A 16,882-nucleotide genomic window follows, 5' to 3' on the forward strand; every position below is an offset into this window, starting at 1 on the left:
CAGCCGGTGATCCGGCTGGGGCCCTCACCCGTTCCGCCGCCTCGCGCGGGCCGCGCGGCCGGGCGTGCCGGCCGCGCACCTCCTCGTGCGGGCCGCGTGCCTACTGGTCGTCGCGGCCGCCGATGAGGCCCGGGTCCAGGGAGATCCCCGGGAAGGGGTCCTCCTGGTCGCCGCCGCCTCCGTTGCCGCCGCCCGTGTTGGCGGCTCCGGCGTTGGCGGCTCCCGCGACGGTCTGCCCGCCGGGGCGGCCGCCGGGCCTGTTGTCTCCGCCCGGCTTGCCCGGCTTTCCGGGCTTGCTCGGGTTCGTCGTCGGAGGCTTGTTGCCGCGCGGGCCGCCCGCCGGGACGTTCGGCTCCGGGATGCTGACCGTGGTGAAGCCGGGGGCCTCGCGCCCGGACAGCGCGCCCGAGACCGCGTCCTTCCAGATCGGACCGGGCAGCCCGCCGCCGAAGACCTTGTCGTAGGACCGGCCGCCGATCACGATGTCCTCCATCGTGATCTTCTTCGCACCGCCGGAGCCGACCCACACCGCGCCGGAGACGTTCGGCGTGTAGCCGACGAACCAGGCGTTGTAGCGGTTGTCCGTCGTACCGGTCTTGCCCGCGCTGTCGCGCTCGCTCAGGCCGGCCCGCTCACCGGTTCCGGAGTCCACCACCCCGCGCAGCAGCGTGTTGATGGTGTCTGCGGTGTCCTGTGACATCGCCCGGTCGCACTTGGACTTCGGCACCGCGAGGGCCTTGCCGTGCGAGTCGGTGATCGACTCGATGGCGACCGGCGTGCAGTAGACGCCGCGGTTGGCGAAGGCCGCGTACGCGTTGGCCATCGTCAGCGGGGACATCTCCTCCGAGCCGAGCGCGATGGCCGGGCCGTCGGCCAGCTTCGCGCCGCTCGCCGGGACGACACCGAGCTTCTTCGTCATCTCGGACACCGGGCACAGGCCGATCTCGGAGATCATCTCGACGAAGTAGGTGTTGATCGACTTCTCCATGGCCGTCCGCAGCGCATAGGGGCCGATCTCGTCCTCGGTCTCGTTCTCCGCCGTCTCCTTGGTGACGTTGACGTACTGCGAGCCGTCACAGCGGGAGATCGGGCTCGGGTAGTCGAGCTTGTTCGGCGCCTGGTACACCTTCGTCGGCGGCAGGCCCCGCTCCAGCGCGGCGGCCGCGATGAAGGGCTTGAAGGTCGAGCCGACCTGGAAGCCGAAGTTCGAGCCGCCCATCCGCTTGTCCACGGAGTAGTTGATCTGGGTCTCGTTCTTGCCGAAGCCGTACGGCTTGGACTGACCCATCGCCAGGACCCGCCCGGTGCCCGGCTGGACCAGGGTGACCGCCGTCGCGATCGAGTCCTCCTGGTAGACGTGGTCCTTGATCGACTCGTTGGCCGCGTCCTGCGACTGCGGGTCCAGGGTCGTCCGTACGGTCAGGCCGCCCTGGTTCCAGACCTTGGCCCGCTCCTCGCGCGTCTTGCCGAAGACCGTGTCGGTCAGGAAGGTGTTGCGGACGTAGTCGCAGAAGAATCCGGCGCCCTTGACCGCGGTGATGCAGCCGTTGCGCGGCTTCGTCACCTTCAGCGTGACGGGCTTGGCCTTCGCCGCGTCCGCCTCCGCCTGCGAGACGTCCTTCATGTCGGCCATCCGCTGGAGGACGATGTTGCGCCGCTTCATCGCCTCCTGCGCGTCGTTCACCGGGTCGTACCGGCTCGGCGACTGCACGACGCCCGCCAGCAGCGCCGACTCCTCCAGGGCCAGGTCCTTGGCCGGCTTGCTGAAGTAGCGCTGGGCGGCGGATTCGATTCCGTACGCCTGCTGGCCGAAGTACGTGATGTTGAGGTAGTTCTCGAGGATCTTCTTCTTCCCGAGTTCCTCCTCGACCTGGATCGAGTACTTCAACTCGCGGATCTTGCGCCCGAGGCTCTTCTCCTGCGCCTCGCGGACCTTCGTCTCGTCGTCGCCTGCCTCTTCGACGAAGACGTTCTTCACGTACTGCTGGGTGAGGGTGGAGGCGCCCTGCGCGGCGCCGCCTTCCTGCGCGTTGCGGTTGACCGCGCGCAGGATGCCCTTGAGGTCGACCGCTCCGTGTTCGTAGAAACGGGAGTCCTCGATCGCGACGATCGCCTTCTGCATGTACGGGGAGACCGCCGTGAGCGGGACCACCTGCCGGTCGCGCGAATAGACGGTGGCGATCAAGCCACCTTCGGAGTCCAGAATCGTGGTCCGCTGGCTCAGCGGCGGAGTCTTGAGATTGGCCGGGATCTCGTCGAATCCCTCGACGGTGCCCTTGGCCGCGATGCCCAGTGCGCCTGCCGCCGGGATGGCCATGCCTGCCAGTACAACTCCGGAGAGAACGGACACTCCGAGGAACTTGGCGGCCTGCTGGCTCCCCGTGAGCCCGCCGCCCGAGCGCTTCTTTCCCATGGAGGGCAGCCTACGTTCTGATTCACCGGACACGCGCGAATGCCTTGGCCTAAGCTGTCCCCAACTGTCACAGCAGTGCGGTACGACATCAACCCCTCGGCTTGTTTTTCACCCTTCCCGAATGGGGTGGACGCATGTCCGAATCCCGCCCCCTGTGCCATCTGAGCCCCGCCGGTGGTATCCCGATTTCACCCGAATCGCCGGAATGGCCGGGCATGTCGCCGGATCACTCCGTCGGGTGATCTGCCGCTTACCCATAGTCCGTTCGGACCATTCAAGATTGGGCCCGTCGGGGGTGTTGCGCGGTGCCCACCTTCCGTAACGTCCTCAACTGGCAGCGGTGAATATGCCTCTGCCGCCGTGGGGGAGCCTCGATTCGGGAGAGGACGGCGCCGGGATGGGCTGGGTTACCGACTGGAGTGCGCAGGCAGCCTGCCGCACTACCGATCCGGATGAACTGTTCGTTCAAGGAGCGGCACAGAACAGGGCCAAGGCGGTGTGCACCGGATGTCCGGTGCGGACCGAATGCCTGGCCGACGCCCTCGACAATCGCGTCGAGTTCGGCGTGTGGGGCGGAATGACCGAGCGGGAACGACGTGCGCTGCTGCGCCGGCGTCCCACCGTCACCTCGTGGCGACGGCTGCTCGAAACGGCTCGTACGGAGTACGAGCGCAGCACCGGCATCCTCACCATGGATGACGACACGGAGATCGACGTTCCGTACGAGACGTACGCGGCAGCCGGGTAACCGCCCGGGCACCACGTCGTACGGACGCCTACGCTCCGGCCGGAACCCCGGCCGCGAGTCGCTCTCCGATGGCCCGCAGCCCGGCGAGGTCGTGCACATCGCCGGGCAGGGCGGCCACTTCGGCCACCGCCACTTCGGGGTGCAGCGAGGTGAAGCGGTCGCGTGTGCGCCGTTCACGCGCGATCACCTGCATCCTCTCGGCGTGCAGGCGCAGCAGCCCCGCCGTGATCACGTCCACCGTGATCGCGTCGTCAGCCGTGTCGGTGCCATCGGCTTGGTGCGCGCCGTCCTCGTCGTACGTGTCGACTTCCGCGGTGTCGCGTGCGGCGGTGGGGGAGCCGGTCTCGGGAGTCTCCGCGGAAGTGCCGGCGGCCTCCGCGGCCGCGTCACGAAGTCCAGCTTTCCCGGACTCCTGATCGACAATGCACCCTTCCTCAAGATTCTCTGCGGCGGCCAACGCCCGCTCCGCGGACAGCTGGTCGGCGCCGCTGCCGTGCACCCGGTTCAGTACCAGCCCGGCCAGCGGCATGCTCTCCGCGGCCAGCCGCTCGACGAAGTACGCGGCCTCGCGCAGCGCGTCCGGCTCCGGGGCCGCGACCACGAGGAAGGCCGTACCGGGAGCCTGGAGCAGCCGGAAGGTGGCGTCCGCGCGGGTGCGGAATCCGCCGAACATCGTGTCCATCGCGGCCACGAAGGTCTGTACGTCTTTCAGCAGCGAGGCACCCATCAGCTTGCTCAGGGTGCCCGTCATCATCGACATCCCGACATTCAGGAACTTCATCCCGGCCCGGCCGCCCACCTTCGCCGGAGCCATCAGCACCCGGATGAACTTCCCGTCCAGGAAGGACCCGAGGCGTTTGGGGGCGTCGAGGAAGTCCAGCGCCGAACGGCTCGGCGGGGTGTCCACGATGATCAGGTCCCAGTCGTCCCGGGCCCGCAGCTGCCCCAGCTTCTCCATCGCCATGTACTCCTGCGTGCCCGCGAAGCCGGCCGACAGGGACTGGTAGAACGGGTTGGCCAGGATGGCCTGGGCCCGCTCGCCGTCCGCGTGCGCCTCGACGATCTCGTCGAAGGTCCGCTTCATGTCCAGCATCATGGCGTGCAGTTCGCCGCCGTCAGCGCCCACGGAATCCACCTTGCGCGGCGTGTTGTCCAGCGAGTCGATGCCCATCGACTGGGCGAGCCGCCGCGCCGGGTCGATGGTCAGCACCACCGCCTTGCGCCCGCGCCCGGCCGCCCGTACGCCCAGTGCCGCGGCCGTGGTGGTCTTCCCGACCCCGCCCGAACCGCAGCACACGATGATCCGGGTCTCCGGGTCGTCCAGCAGCCGGTCGACCGCCAGCCGCGGCGGAGTGTCCAGGCCCACGGTGTCCACCCCCTCGCTCATTCGGCCACCGTCTGCTTCCGCAGGTCCTTGGCGAGCGCGTACAGCCCCGCCAGATCCATCCCCGTGCCCAGCAGGGGGAGTTCGTACGCGGGCACGTCCAGCCCGTTCAGCACGGCCCGCTGCGTGCGCTCCAGCTCCACCCGGCCCGCGTGCTCGGCCGCCTGCGCGACCAGCGGGTCCACCAGCCGCTCGGCCAGCCCGCCGCGGCGCGACCCGCCGAGCCCCGCCCGGGACAGCGCCTGCGCCACGCCGGCGCGGTGGTCGCCGGCCGCCGCGCGCAGGGTGTCCTCGTCCAGGTGGTGCGGCCGCACCATGTTCACGACGACCCGGCCCACCGGCAGCCCGGCCTCCCGGAGTTCCGCGATGCCGTCCGCGGTCTCCTGCACGGGCATCTCCTCCAGCAGGGTGACCAGGTGCACGGCCGTCTCGGGGGACTTGAGCACCTTCATGACGGCCTGCGCCTGGTTGTGGATCGGGCCGAACCGGGCCAGGCCCGCGACCTCGTCGTTCACGTTCAGGAAGCGGGTGATCCGGCCGGTCGGCGGCGCGTCCATGATCACGTGGTCGTAGACGAACCGGCCGGTCTTGTCCTTGCGCCGGACCGCCTCGCACGCCTTGCCGGTCAGCAGGACGTCCCGCAGCCCGGGGGCGATGGTCGTCGCGAAGTCGATCGCGCCGAGCTTCTTCAGGGCGCGGCCCGCCGAGCCGAGCTTGTAGAACATCTGGAGGTAGTCCAGCAGCGCCCGCTCGGCGTCGATGGCGAGCGCGAAGACCTCACCGCCCCCGGGAGCGACCGCGATCTTCCGCTCCTCGTAGGGGAGCGCCTCGGCGCCGAAGAGCTGCGCGAGCCCCTGCCTGCCCTCCACCTCCACCAGTAGAGTCCGCCTGCCCTCGCGTGCGAGGGCGAGCGCGAGTGCGGCGGCGACCGTGGTCTTGCCGGTGCCGCCCTTGCCGCTGACCACCTGGAGCCTGCTCACAGCGTCCGAGCCTAACCACTCGGCTCACGGGCCGCGCATGAGCCCCGCATCACAGGCACTACCCTCGCTCCCATGACCAAGAAGTTCGAATACGCGACCGTCCCGCTGCTGGTCCATGCCACCAAGCAGATCCTGGACACCTGGGGCGAGGACGGCTGGGAGCTCGTCCAGGTCGTGCCCGGGCCGAACAACCCCGAGCAGCTGGTGGCCTACCTCAAGCGGGAGAAGGCATGAGCGGAGTCGTCGAGGCGCGGCTGGCCGAGCTCGGCCTGACCCTGCCGGAGGTCGTCCCGCCGCTGGCCGCGTACCAGCCGGCCGTGCGGTCCGGCGTGTACGTGTACACGGCGGGCCAGCTCCCGATGGTCAAGGGCAGCATGCCGGTCACCGGCAAGGTCGGCGCCGAGGTCTCGGCGGAGCAGGCCAAGGAACTCACCGCCGTCTGCGCGCTGAACGCCCTGGCCGCCGTCAAGTCGGTCATCGGTGACCTCGACAAGATCGTGCGCGTCGTGAAGGTCGTCGGCTTCATCGCCTCGGCCCCCGACTTCACGGGCCAGCCAGGCGTGCTGAACGGCGCGAGCGAGCTGCTGGGCGAGGTGCTCGGCGAGAAGGGCGTCCACGCCCGCAGCGCGGTCGGCGTGGCGGTCCTCCCGCTGGACGCGCCCGTCGAGGTCGAGATCCAGGTCGAGGTCGAGCCCTCCGCCTGACGCGGCCGGTCGGCGCTCGCCGGTCCGTCGGTTCGTGCGACGGGCCGGTTCGTGCGACGGGCCGGTTCGTGCGCTGGCTCGTGTCGTGCGTCGTTCTGTCCGTCGGTTTGTCCGTCCGCCTGTTCGTCCATTCGGAGACGGGCCGGGTCGAGCGGGCCGTGGCCCGGCCCGGCCCGTCTCCGTCGGTACCCCGTACGGGCCGGGCCGCCGCCCGCTTCCGGGTTCCGGGCGGCCGGACGGCGGGGCGCCGCAAGGTGCCCCTCGAACATCGGGCCGGATGGCCGTAGCATCCCGCCATGCCGAATGGTCAGTACGGTCAGCAGCAGCCCCCCGCCGGAGGCCAGTGGTACCCGCCGGAGTGGCCCGACCGCATCCGCGCGCTCGCGGACGGCTCGATCACCCCGGTCGACCCGCGGCGCGCCGCCACCGTGATGCTGCTGCGCGACACCCCCGCCGGGCCCGCCGTGCACATGCTCCGCAGGCGGGCCTCCATGGCCTTCGCCGGGGGCGCGTACGCCTATCCCGGGGGCGGGGTCGACCCCCGCGACGAGGAGCACCAGGTCGGCTGGGCCGGGCCCTCCCGGAGCGACTGGGCCGCCCGGCTGGGCACCGATCCGGCCACCGCCCAGGCGATCGTCTGCGGGGCGGTGCGCGAGACCTTCGAGGAGGCGGGCGTCCTGCTCGCCGGCGAGACCCCGGACACCGTCGTGGGCGACACCACCGGCGACGACTGGGAGGCCGACCGGGCGGCCCTGGTCGCCCGCGAGCTGTCCTTCGCCGCGTTCCTGGACCGCCGCGGTCTGCGGCTGCGCTCCGACCTGCTGGGGGCGTGGGCGCGCTGGATCACCCCGGAGTTCGAGCCGCGCCGCTACGACACCTGGTTCTTCGTCGCCGCCCTCCCCGTGGGCCAGCGCACCCGCAACGCCTCCACCGAGGCGGACCGCACCGTCTGGATCCGCCCCGCCGACGCGGCCGCCGGGTACGACAAGGGCGAGCTGCTGATGATGCCGCCGACGATCTCCACCCTGCGCTCCCTGGAGCCGTACGGGAGCGCCGCCGAGGCGCTCGGCGCGGCCGCGGCGCAGGACCTCGCGCCGGTCCTGGCCCGAGCCTCGCTGGAGGATGGGCAGCTGGTGCTCAGCTGGCCGGGCCACGACGAGTTCACGAAGCGCGTGCGCCCGGGAGGCCCCGCATGACCGACGCCGCCGCACTTCCCGGGCAGCCCCGCGGGACGGTCGTCTCCGGGCCGGCGACCGCCCGCGCGGTCAACGTCCTGGCCCCCAACGCCTCCGCGATGACCCTGGACGGCACCAACACCTGGCTCCTGTCCGAGCCCGGCTCCGACCTGGCCGTCGTCGTCGACCCCGGCCCGCTGGACGAGGCACACCTGCGCGCGGTCGTCGCCACCGCCGAGCGGGCGGGCAAGCGGATCGCGCTCACCCTCCTCACGCACGGCCACCCGGACCACGCCGGGGGCGCCGGCCGCTTCGCCGAGCTCACCGGCACCAAGGTGCGCGCCCTGGACCCGGCCCTGCGCCTCGGCGACGAGGGCCTGGCCGCCGGGGACGTGATCCGGACCGGCGAACTGGAGCTGCGGGTGGTCCCGACCCCGGGGCACACCAGCGACTCGCTCTGCTTCCACCTGCCCGCCGACCGGGCCGTGCTGACCGGCGACACGATCCTCGGGCGCGGCACCACCGTCGTGGCCCACCCCGACGGCCGCCTCGGCGACTACCTGGACTCCCTGCGCCGGCTGCGCTCGCTCACCGTCGACGACGGGGTCCACACCGTCCTGCCGGGGCACGGGCCGGTCCTGGAGGACGCCCAGGGGGCCGTGGAGTTCTACCTGGCCCACCGGGCCCACCGCCTCGCCCAGGTGGAGACCGCCGTGGAGAACGGTTTCGCCACCCCCGAAGCGGTCGTCGCCCGGGTCTACGCGGACGTCGACCGCTCGCTGTGGCCGGCCGCGGAATGGTCCGTCCGGGCGCAGCTCGAGTACCTTCAAGATCACGGACTGATCCCGGGAGGGCCCGAGTGAACGACCTGTTCCTGCTGCTGATGCTGCTCGCGACGGCCGCCTGGATCACCTCGACGGTGACCCTGCGCATGCAGCGCCTCGAGCACAGGGCGGACCGGGCGGAGCGCCGCCTCGGCCTGATCCTGGACCACCTCGGCATCGTCGAGCCGGAGCCGGCGGGTCTGGACGGGGTACGGGCCCTGCTCCGCGACGGCCGCCGGATCGAGGCGATCAAGGCCTACCGCGCCGCCACGGGCGCGGGCCTGGTGGAGGCGAAGTCGGCCGTCGAGGCCCTGGAAGTCACCCTGTAGGGCCGCTCAGGAGCCCTCCGGGGACTTGCGGGGGGTCTTGGTGCCGTGCCGGGCCGCGTACTCGTCCGCGAGCCACGGGCCGAGGTCGTCCACGTACGCGCGGAGCACGGCCGGGTCGGCGACCGGGTCCAGGGCCACCGCGGCCGCCGCCCGCATCTGGGCCGCGCGGCCCGGGTAGTACCGGCCGAACACCTCCGCGGACTCGGCGAGGTCGCTGGTCCAGCCGCCCCAGCGCGGCATCACCAGCGTGAACCCGGTGCGCACGAGGTGCCGCGAGAACCCCCGGGTCAGCCGGCGCAGCTCCTCCGGGGTCGAGGCGGCACCGGCGCGGTCCCGCCACCCCGGCAGCATGGCGGCAAGGTCGCCGTTGGTCTCCCGGGCGAGCAGGCCGTCCGGGCGGTAGCGCGGCAGGTGCTCGGCCAGGTCCGGGCCGAGGAGCGGGGTGGACAGGCAGGCGAGGAACCAGCCGAGGTCGTACCGCTCGGCCTCGCTCAGCAGGGTGTCCTCGCCGTAGAGCAGGATCCCGACCCCGTCGATCACGGGGAAGTCCTCGTCCAGCCCGCGCGCCAGCACCTCGGCGGTGTCCCGGTCCTCGGCGGCGGGCTCGTGGCGCAGGGCGAGCAGCAGGTCCAGGTCGGACCGGCCGGGCCGGGCGGTCCCGCGCGGCACGGACCCGTACAGGTACGCGCTGTGCAGGCGCTGCCCGTACGCCTCTGCGGTCCGCTCCCGCGCGGCCGCGACGACGCCGGCGAAGGCGGCGGGCACCCGGCCGAGGGCCCCCTCGCGCTCGAAGTACCCGTACGCGTCCAGGCCCTTGTGTTCCATGACTCCACTGTGCACCGTCGGCCGGCGGGGCGGCCCGACGGGGTCGCGGGACGCGTGGAGGGGCGCCGGACCCTCTCCCGGGACGCGTGAAGGGGCCCTGCCCGGCGTACGGGCAGGACCCCTTCAGGGTGCGACGGGTGTCAGCGGGACCGCTTCGCGAGGCGCTCCACGTCCAGCAGGATCACGGCGCGGGCCTCCAGGCGCAGCCAGCCGCGGCCCGCGAAGTCGGCCAAGGCCTTGTTCACGGTCTCGCGGGAGGCACCGACGAGCTGGGCGAGCTCCTCCTGCGTCAGGTCGTGCACGACGTGGATGCCCTCCTCCGACTGCACGCCGAACCGGCGCGACAGGTCGAGGAGCGCCCGCGCGACACGGCCGGGAACGTCGGAGAAGACCAGGTCGGACATCTGGTCGTTGGTCTTGCGCAGGCGCCGGGCGACGGCGCGCAGCAGCGCGGTGGCGACCTCGGGCCGGGCGTTGAGCCAGGGCTGGAGGTCGCCGTGGCCGAGGCCGAGCAGCTTGACCTCGGTCAGCGCGGTGGCGGTGGCGGTGCGCGGGCCCGGGTCGAACAGCGACAGTTCGCCGATCAGCTCGCCGGGGCCGAGGACGGCCAGCATGTTCTCGCGGCCGTCGGGGGAGGTGCGGTGGAGCTTCACCTTGCCCTCGGTCACGACATACAGCCGGTCACCGGGGTCGCCCTCGTGGAACAGGGCGTCACCGCGCGCGAGGGTCACCTCGCCCATGGAGGCGCGGAGCTCCGCGGCCTGCTCGTCATCGAGCGCCGCGAAGAGCGGGGCACGCCGCAGTACGTCGTCCACGAGTCTCTCTCCTATGTCGACCAGCTCAGGGAACCGCTCCCCATTTTGCCGGACGGCTCAAACAGTGCGATCAATCACAAGGATGCCGGACGGACGGGTGTGCTGTGCGGCGAGCGGCCAATCGGGGTGGTGTTACCAGAGGTCCGGGCGGGTGTCAGCGGCCGGCCTTAGGCTGGCCGGGTGTCCAACAAGCCGGTGAGAGCACAGGCCAAGGGGTCCGCGGGAGTGACGGCCGCCCCCGATTCAGCCGTGGGCGAACATGCCCCTGTGGAGGCGTCCGCGAAGGCCCCGCCCGCACCCGAGGGTAAAAATTCGGTCAAGAAACCGAAGCCGGCCCGGGGTGAATCGCACCTGGCCATGGTGCGCAGGGCCCGCCGCATCAACCGCGAGCTGGCCGAGATCTACCCGTACGCCCATCCGGAGCTGGACTTCCGCAACCCCTTCGAGCTCCTCGTCGCGACGGTGCTGTCCGCACAGACCACCGACCTGCGGGTGAACCAGACGACCCCGGCCCTGTTCGCCGCCTACCCGACCCCCGAGGACATGGCCGCGGCCGCCCCCGAGGATCTGGAGGAGCTGATCCGGCCGACCGGGTTCTTCCGGGCGAAGTCCCGCTCGCTGCTCGGCCTCTCGCAGGCCCTGCGGGACGACTTCGGCGGGGAGGTGCCGGGCCGGATCGAGGACCTGGTGAAGCTGCCGGGGGTCGGCCGCAAGACCGCGAACGTGGTCCTCGGCAACGCCTTCGGCGTCCCGGGGATCACGGTCGACACCCACTTCGGCCGACTGGTGCGCCGCTGGAAGTGGACCGGGCAGGAGGACCCGGAGAAGGTCGAGGCGGAGATCTGCGCGATCTTCCCCAAGAGCGAGTGGACGATGCTCTCGCACCGGGTCGTCTTCCACGGCCGCCGGATCTGCCACTCCCGCAAGCCGGCCTGCGGCGCGTGCCCGATCGCCCCGCTGTGCCCCGCGTACGGGGAGGGCGAGACGGACCCGGAGAAGGCGAAGAAGCTGCTCAAGTACGAGAAGGGCGGCCAGCCGGGCCAGCGGCTGACCCCGCCCCCGGACTACCCCGGCCTCCCGGCCCCGCCGGCGGCCGCGCGGGCGGCGCGGCCGTAGGGCGGAGCGGGCGGCGCAGCCGTAGCGGCGGTGCGGGCGGCGCGGCCTCAGGAACCAATCGGTACCCGGACCGCGTTTGGCGGTGTGGGAGAACACGGACAGGGGTGCCTATGACTGGGGCTACGCAGAACCGCCCGGCCGACGCCGGAGCACAGAGGGCGGCGGCCCGCGGCGCGGTGGGCCCCCCGGACGCGCCCCCGCCGCCCCCGCCGCCCCCGGCTGCCCCGCAGGCCCCGTACGCCCCGCAGGCCCCGTACGGCGCCTTCCCGCCCGCCACCGGGCGGGGCAGCACCGACGTCACCGCCGAGGGGCTGCCCGGCTGGCTCGACCCGGTCGTGGCGGCCGCCCGGACGGTCCGCCCGGCCCAGCTGAGCCGCTTCCTGCCGCCCGAGGACGGCCGGGGCCGCCAGTCCGCGGTGCTGATCCTGTTCGGCGAGGGCCCCCGCGGCCCCGAGCTGCTCCTCATGGAGCGCGCCAGCAGCCTCCGCTCCCACCCCGGCCAGCCCTCCTTCCCCGGCGGCGCCCTCGACCCCGAGGACGGGGACCCGCGCACCACGGGGCCGCTGCGCGCTGCCCTGCGCGAGGCCGAGGAGGAGACCGGCCTCGACCCCGCCGGCGTCCAGCTCTTCGGGGTGCTGCCCCGCCTCTACATCCCGGTCAGCGAGTTCGTCGTGACCCCGGTCCTGGGCTGGTGGCGCACCCCGAGCCCGATCGACGCCGTGGACCCGGCCGAGACGGCGCGGGTGTTCACGGTTCCCGTGGCGGATCTCACGGACCCCGGCCACCGGGTCACCGTCGTCCACCCGAGCGGGCACCAAGGCCCCGCGTTCACCGTCGAATCGGCGCTGGTCTGGGGTTTTACGGCCGGAGTGATCGACCGGATCCTGCATTTCGCGGGCTGGGAGCTTCCGTGGGACCGCTCTCGGCACGTACCGCTCGACTGGCGCTCATGAGACGGTGGCCCATGTGAACGTGCTGGACATCCTGTTGCTGGTCGCCGCCGTGTGGTTCGCGATCGTGGGCTACCGCCAGGGGTTCGTCGTCGGCATCCTGTCGGTGATCGGCTTCCTCGGCGGTGGTCTCATCGCCGTGTCCCTGCTCCCGCTGATCTGGGACCGGGTGACCGACAACGGCACCCAGGTGTCCACCACGGTCGTGGTCATCGCCGTCGTCGCGATCATCGTCTGCGCCTCGATCGGCCAGGCCCTGACGACCCATCTGGGCAGCCGTCTTCGGCGCCACATCACCTGGTCGCCGGCGCGCGCGCTCGACGCGACCGGCGGCGCCCTGGTGAACGTGGTCGCGATGCTGCTGGTCGCGTGGCTGATCGGCTCGCTGGTCGCCGTCACCTCCCTGCCCACCACGGTGGGCAGGGAGGTCCGCAACTCCAAGGTGCTGTCGGGCGTGTCGCGGGCCCTGCCCGACCAGGCGGACACCTGGTTCACGGACTTCGGCTCCACCCTCGCGCGCAACGGCTTCCCCCAGGTGTTCAGCCCGTTCTCCAACGAGCCCATCACCGAGGTGAGGGCGCCCGACCCGGCGCTCGCCGGCAGCCCCGTCACCGACCAGGCCAAGCGCTCGATCGTGAAGGTCGTCGGGACCGCGCCCAGTTGCAGCAAGGTGCTGGAGGGCACCGGCTTCGTCTTCGCGCCCGGCAAGGTCATGACCAACGCCCACGTCGTGGGCGGGGTCACCGAGCCGACCGTGCAGATCGGCGGCGAGGGCAAGCTGTACGACGGCAAGGTCGTGCTCTACGACTGGGCGCGCGACATCGCCGTCCTGGACGTGCCGAAGCTCAAGGCCCCGCCGCTGGAGTTCACCGACAAGGACGCCGCAAGCGGCAGTGACGCCATCGTCGCCGGCTTCCCGGAGAACGGCGCGTACGACGTGCGCGCGGCCCGCGTCCGCGGCCGGATCAACGCCAACGGCCCGGACATCTACCACCGGGGCACCGTCCGCCGTGACGTGTACTCGCTGTACGCGACGGTCCGCCAGGGCAACTCCGGCGGCCCGCTGCTCACGCCCGACGGCAGGGTGTACGGGGTCGTCTTCGCGAAGTCCCTCGACGACCCGAACACCGGTTACGCGCTGACGGCGGACGAGATCCGCGACGACATCCGGCTCGGCGCCACGGCCACGCGCCGGGTCGACAGCCAGAGCTGCGCACTCTGAGCCGTACGGGCACGGAGCTCCGTACGGGCACGGAGCTCCGTACGGCTCAGGGTGGTCCGTACGGCTCCGGGGCCGCGTCCGTGTGCCGGTCCGTCCGTGTGTGTGCCGGTCTCTACGTCCGGGGATGGCGGAGCCGTGCCGAGACCCAGCGGGCGCGGCGGCGCAGGATGCGCGGAATTCCGAGCCGGAGGTCGTGGCCGTGCCGGCCAGGCCTCTCGTGGGTGCCCGGCGCGGTGGCCGAGCGTCGTTCGTGTGCGGTGTCACCGTAGTCGTGCGTCCAGCCCATACTCCGAGCTGTGCCCGTGCCCCAAGGTCGGTAATCCCGTCCGGGGCGGCCAATTGGCCTATGCGCCGGGCAATTGAATGCTTGTCATACGGGAGGGCCGCGACGTGCCGGTGCGTCAGGACCGCCCGGACGCCGCCCCAGTGGCCCGCCGGCGCGCGGCCCGGGCGGTTCAGCGGTCCGGCTCGGGGTCCTTCAGCCAGTTCACCAGCTCGGTGGAGAACGCCGCCGGGTCCTCCTCGTGCGGGAAGTGCCCGAGCCCGTCGAACAGCCGCCACCGGTAAGGGGCTTCGACGTACTCACCGGATCCGGCCGCGCTCCGCGTCCGCATCACCGGGTCGAGCGAGCCGTGCAGGTGCAGGGTCGGCACCCGGACCGGGCGCTTCATCCGCCGGTTGAACTGGAGCCCGTCGGGCCGCGCCATCGACCGCATCATCCAGCGGTACGGCTCCACGGAGCAGTGCGCGGTGGAGGGGATGCACATCGCCCTGCGGTACACCTCGAGGTCCGCGTCCTCGGGGAGGAGCGGTCCCGACCAGTCCCGGATCAGCTCGCCCACGAGCGCCCCGTCGTCGGCGACGAGCTGCCGCTCGGGGACGAACGGCCGCTGGAAGCCCCAGATGTGCGAACTGGCCCTGGTCTGGCCGAAGTCCGAGAGCATCGCGGAGCGCCAGCGGCGGGGGTGCGGCATGGAGGAGACCACGAGCCGGCGCACCAGCTTGGGCCGCATCACGGCGGCCGTCCAGGCGAGGTACCCGCCCAGGTCGTGCCCGACCAGGGCGGCGTCCGGCTCGCCGAGGGACCGTACGACCCCGGTGATGTCGAGCGCGAGGTTGGCGGGGTCGTAGCCGCGCGGAGTACGGTCGCTGCCGCCCACCCCGCGCAGGTCCATCGCGACGGCCCGGTACCCGGCGTCGGCGAGCGCCGTCAGCTGGTGGCGCCAGGTCCACCAGAACTGCGGGAAGCCGTGCAGGAGCAGCACCAGCGGCCCGTCGCCGAGTTCGGCGACGTGGAAGCGGGCCCCGTTGGCCGCGACGTCCCGGTGGGTGACCTTCCGGCCGCCGGGGATGTCGAGCCGTACCGCCGTGGCAGCTGTGGGGGGAGTGCTGGGGTCCGGCGTGGGGGCTGTCATGAGGACGAGCGTGCCACACCCACAGCCTGGTCACTCACCGGCCGCGGGTGCGGCTTGACGGTCCCCACGATCGCCGCGGTCTGCTTGACGGACTCGATGGTCCTCACCGGCGGCTTGACCTTCTTGAACTTCGCCACCGCGAGCAGCCCGACCAGGGCCGCGATCAGCCAGAACGCCCCGCCGACGATGAGGAAGCACCAGACCAGGCCCAGCCCGGTCGAGTGAATGCCGTACGCCGCGGCGAAACTCAGTACGGGGAGGGAGAACAGGAGGAGCACGCCCGCGACGATCGCGGCACCGCTGCCGATGCCCGCCCGCTTGACGTCCTGCTTGATCTCCACCTTCGCGAGGGCGATCTCGTCGTGCACCAGGGCGGACATCTCGGCGGTGGCCGAGGCGACCAGCTGGCCGAGTGTGCGCTCGGCTCCCCGCGCCCCTTGGTCCACTGCGCTCATCGCTCTCTCCCTCTGTCGTCTGCTGCCGGCGGCTGTCCTGCGTCGTCTGTCAGATCATGCCGGACGGTCGGCCCCGGCGCTGGACCCGGATGCCGCTTCGGACGTGGCGGACGTCGCCGCGGCGGCCTTGCGGCGGTGCTCGGCGGCCCTCTCCTCGTAGATCTTCGCCATCCGGAGGTGGTACTCGGGCTTGTCCTCCTCGTAGATGTCCGGGATGCCGTCGTGGTCCTCGTCCCGCTCCTCGGCCTCGGTGAGCGCCCGGTACTTGCGGTTCCGGAGCTTGAGCAGGACGCTCGCGATCACGGCGGCGATGAGCGAGCCGATGAGGACGGCGGCCTTGATCTCGGAGGTGAGGACCGGGTCGTCGGCGAAGGCGAGTTCGCCGATGAGCAGGGAGACGGTGAAGCCGATGCCGGCGAGCGAGGCCACGGCGAGTACGTCGGGCCAGGCCAGGTCCTCGTTCAGTTCGGCCTTGGTGAAGCGGGCGGCCAGCCAGGTGCCGCCGAAGATGCCGAACGTCTTGCCGACGACCAGGCCGAGGACCACGCCGAGGGTCTCGGGGCGGGTGAAGACCTGGGCGATGGCCTCGCCGGAGAGAGAGACCCCGGCGGCGAACAGGGCGAAGAGGGGTACGGCCAGTCCTGCGGACAGGGGCCGGACCAGGTGCTCGATGCGCTCGCCGGGGGACTCGGACTCCCCCTCCCTGCGGGAGCAGCGGAGCATCAGGCCCATGGCGACGCCGGCGATGGTGGAGTGGACGCCGCTGTTGTACATCAGGCCCCAGATGACCAGGGCGAGCGGGACGTACAGGTACCAGCCGTGGACGTTCTTGCGGAGGAGGAACCAGAAGAGGGCCAGGCCCGCGAGGGCGCCGCCGAGCGCCACGAAGTTGATGTCGCTGGTGAAGAACACCGCGATGATCATGATGGCGAAGAGGTCGTCGACGACGGCGAGGGTCAGCAGGAAGGCGCGCAGGGCGGACGGCAGCGAGGTGCCGATGACGGCGAGGACGGCGAGGGCGAAGGCGATGTCGGTGGCGGTGGGGACCGCCCATCCGTCCATCGAGCCGCTGCCGAGGGTGTTGACCAGTACGTACACCAGCGCGGGTACGGCCATGCCGCAGAGGGCCGCGATCACGGGGAGGGCGGCGGCCTTGGCCTCGCTCAGATCGCCTGCGACGAGCTCGCGCTTGAGCTCGATTCCGGCGACGAAGAAGAAGATCGCGAGCAGGCCGTCGGCCGCCCAGTGCTGGATCGAGAGGTTCAGGCCGAGAGACTCGGGGCCGATGTGGAAGGACCCGACGCTGTCGTAGCTGTCCGAGATGGCGGGGACGTTCGCCCAGATCAGGGCGGTGACGGCGGCCAGGAGCAGCAGTACGCCGCCGACGGTCTCGGTGCGCAGCGCGTCGGCGACGAAGCGGCGCTCGGGCAGCGAGAGCCGGCCGAAGGCCTTGCGGGTGGGTGTGGGCGTGGGCGTGTCCACGGTGGGGCACCTCCGGTTGGTCGACGGCATGGCTCATGCAGTTGC

At 72.0% G+C, this 16,882-nt stretch carries 17 protein-coding genes; 9 read left to right on the forward strand and 8 right to left on the reverse strand.

What is annotated here, in order from left to right:
* Positions 1–100: 100 nt before the first annotated feature.
* Entirely contained in the window at positions 101–2,413 is a 2,313-nt protein-coding gene (locus OTB16_RS17665) for a transglycosylase domain-containing protein (RefSeq protein WP_267721190.1), read from the reverse strand.
* Positions 2,414–2,810: 397 nt separating this feature from the next.
* On the opposite strand from OTB16_RS17665, the gene OTB16_RS17670 reads away from it, so the two are divergent.
* A complete protein-coding gene (locus tag OTB16_RS17670) occupies positions 2,811–3,161 on the forward strand; it encodes a WhiB family transcriptional regulator (RefSeq protein WP_267721232.1) in 351 nt (116 codons plus the stop codon).
* Positions 3,162–3,189: 28 nt separating this feature from the next.
* Here OTB16_RS17670 and bagB read toward each other — a convergent pair whose 3' ends face one another.
* Complete coding sequence (bagB, locus tag OTB16_RS17675) at positions 3,190–4,548, reverse strand: ATPase BagB (RefSeq protein WP_267721191.1); 1,359 nt, start codon at positions 4,546–4,548, stop codon at positions 3,190–3,192.
* Entirely contained in the window at positions 4,545–5,525 is a 981-nt protein-coding gene (bagA, locus tag OTB16_RS17680; RefSeq protein WP_267721192.1) for an ATPase BagA, read from the reverse strand. The genes bagB and bagA overlap by 4 nt, the downstream gene beginning before the upstream one ends.
* A 72-nt stretch (positions 5,526–5,597) precedes the next feature.
* Here bagA and OTB16_RS17685 point away from each other — a divergent pair, with 72 nt between their 5' ends.
* The 5 genes from OTB16_RS17685 (at position 5,598) to OTB16_RS17705 (ending at position 8,557) form a co-directional block, all read left to right on the forward strand.
* Positions 5,598–5,759: a Sp36 family protein gene (locus OTB16_RS17685; protein WP_007264966.1), complete on the forward strand. Its 162-nt coding sequence runs from the start codon at positions 5,598–5,600 to the stop codon at positions 5,757–5,759.
* Positions 5,756–6,229, forward strand: coding sequence for a RidA family protein (locus OTB16_RS17690; RefSeq protein WP_267721193.1), 474 nt, complete (start codon positions 5,756–5,758; stop codon positions 6,227–6,229). The genes OTB16_RS17685 and OTB16_RS17690 overlap by 4 nt, the downstream gene beginning before the upstream one ends.
* 296 nt (positions 6,230–6,525) lie before the next feature.
* Positions 6,526–7,425 carry an NUDIX hydrolase gene (locus OTB16_RS17695; protein WP_267721194.1) on the forward strand — a complete coding sequence of 300 codons (900 nt, stop codon included), beginning with the start codon at positions 6,526–6,528 and terminating at the stop codon, positions 7,423–7,425.
* Complete coding sequence (locus OTB16_RS17700; protein ID WP_267721195.1) at positions 7,422–8,267, forward strand: MBL fold metallo-hydrolase; 846 nt, start codon at positions 7,422–7,424, stop codon at positions 8,265–8,267. Before OTB16_RS17695 ends, OTB16_RS17700 begins: the two co-directional genes overlap by 4 nt.
* Complete coding sequence (locus tag OTB16_RS17705; RefSeq protein ID WP_267721196.1) at positions 8,264–8,557, forward strand: hypothetical protein; 294 nt, start codon at positions 8,264–8,266, stop codon at positions 8,555–8,557. Before OTB16_RS17700 ends, OTB16_RS17705 begins: the two co-directional genes overlap by 4 nt.
* Before the next feature lie 6 nt (positions 8,558–8,563).
* On the opposite strand, the gene OTB16_RS17710 is transcribed toward OTB16_RS17705, so the two are convergent.
* Together OTB16_RS17710 and OTB16_RS17715 are read right to left on the reverse strand one after the other, a co-directional pair.
* Entirely contained in the window at positions 8,564–9,382 is an 819-nt protein-coding gene (locus OTB16_RS17710; protein WP_267721197.1) for a nucleotidyltransferase domain-containing protein, read from the reverse strand.
* 140 nt (positions 9,383–9,522) lie between these two features.
* Positions 9,523–10,197, reverse strand: a complete 675-nt coding sequence (locus OTB16_RS17715; RefSeq protein WP_003981529.1) for a Crp/Fnr family transcriptional regulator — start codon at positions 10,195–10,197, stop codon at positions 9,523–9,525.
* Between the two features lie 225 nt (positions 10,198–10,422).
* On the opposite strand from OTB16_RS17715, the gene nth reads away from it, so the two are divergent.
* The 3 genes from nth (at position 10,423) to OTB16_RS17730 (ending at position 13,485) form a co-directional block, all read left to right on the forward strand.
* Positions 10,423–11,313: an endonuclease III gene (nth, locus tag OTB16_RS17720; protein WP_420717724.1), complete on the forward strand. Its 891-nt coding sequence runs from the start codon at positions 10,423–10,425 to the stop codon at positions 11,311–11,313.
* Positions 11,314–11,423: 110 nt separating this feature from the next.
* Positions 11,424–12,266 carry an NUDIX hydrolase gene (locus tag OTB16_RS17725; protein WP_267721198.1) on the forward strand — a complete coding sequence of 281 codons (843 nt, stop codon included), beginning with the start codon at positions 11,424–11,426 and terminating at the stop codon, positions 12,264–12,266.
* A 13-nt stretch (positions 12,267–12,279) separates the two neighbouring features.
* Entirely contained in the window at positions 12,280–13,485 is a 1,206-nt protein-coding gene (locus OTB16_RS17730) for a MarP family serine protease (protein ID WP_267721199.1), read from the forward strand.
* 455 nt (positions 13,486–13,940) lie between these two features.
* Here OTB16_RS17730 and OTB16_RS17735 read toward each other — a convergent pair whose 3' ends face one another.
* Genes OTB16_RS17735 through nhaA form a run of 3 tightly spaced genes read right to left on the reverse strand, consistent with a single transcriptional unit; the run spans position 13,941 to position 16,837 of the window.
* Positions 13,941–14,900 (reverse strand): alpha/beta fold hydrolase, encoded by a 960-nt coding sequence (locus tag OTB16_RS17735; protein WP_267721200.1) that lies wholly within the window; start codon positions 14,898–14,900, stop codon positions 13,941–13,943.
* On the reverse strand, positions 14,897–15,355 hold the full coding sequence (locus tag OTB16_RS17740) for a phage holin family protein (RefSeq protein WP_267721201.1): 459 nt from the start codon (positions 15,353–15,355) through the stop codon (positions 14,897–14,899). Before OTB16_RS17740 ends, OTB16_RS17735 begins: the two co-directional genes overlap by 4 nt.
* Before the next feature lie 54 nt (positions 15,356–15,409).
* A complete protein-coding gene (gene nhaA, locus OTB16_RS17745; RefSeq protein ID WP_267721202.1) occupies positions 15,410–16,837 on the reverse strand; it encodes a Na+/H+ antiporter NhaA in 1,428 nt (475 codons plus the stop codon).
* Positions 16,838–16,882 lie beyond the last annotated feature (45 nt).

Source organism: Streptomyces antarcticus (genome assembly GCF_026627255.1).
Lineage (GTDB): Bacteria > Actinomycetota > Actinomycetes > Streptomycetales > Streptomycetaceae > Streptomyces > Streptomyces antarcticus.

What these genes read in the sequence shown, in the direction of transcription:
- OTB16_RS17665 (WP_267721190.1), bottom strand. Translation starts at nt 2,413, where the DNA reads ATGGGAAAGAAGCGCTCGGGCGGCGGGCTCACGGGGAGCCAGCAGGCC.
- OTB16_RS17670 (WP_267721232.1), top strand. Translation starts at nt 2,811, where the DNA reads ATGGGCTGGGTTACCGACTGGAGTGCGCAGGCAGCCTGCCGCACTACC.
- bagB (WP_267721191.1), bottom strand. Translation starts at nt 4,548, where the DNA reads ATGAGCGAGGGGGTGGACACCGTGGGCCTGGACACTCCGCCGCGGCTG.
- OTB16_RS17685 (WP_007264966.1), top strand. Translation starts at nt 5,598, where the DNA reads ATGACCAAGAAGTTCGAATACGCGACCGTCCCGCTGCTGGTCCATGCC.
- OTB16_RS17690 (WP_267721193.1), top strand. Translation starts at nt 5,756, where the DNA reads ATGAGCGGAGTCGTCGAGGCGCGGCTGGCCGAGCTCGGCCTGACCCTG.
- OTB16_RS17695 (WP_267721194.1), top strand. Translation starts at nt 6,526, where the DNA reads ATGCCGAATGGTCAGTACGGTCAGCAGCAGCCCCCCGCCGGAGGCCAG.
- OTB16_RS17700 (WP_267721195.1), top strand. Translation starts at nt 7,422, where the DNA reads ATGACCGACGCCGCCGCACTTCCCGGGCAGCCCCGCGGGACGGTCGTC.
- OTB16_RS17710 (WP_267721197.1), bottom strand. Translation starts at nt 9,382, where the DNA reads ATGGAACACAAGGGCCTGGACGCGTACGGGTACTTCGAGCGCGAGGGG.
- OTB16_RS17725 (WP_267721198.1), top strand. Translation starts at nt 11,424, where the DNA reads ATGACTGGGGCTACGCAGAACCGCCCGGCCGACGCCGGAGCACAGAGG.
- OTB16_RS17735 (WP_267721200.1), bottom strand. Translation starts at nt 14,900, where the DNA reads ATGACAGCCCCCACGCCGGACCCCAGCACTCCCCCCACAGCTGCCACG.
- OTB16_RS17740 (WP_267721201.1), bottom strand. Translation starts at nt 15,355, where the DNA reads ATGAGCGCAGTGGACCAAGGGGCGCGGGGAGCCGAGCGCACACTCGGC.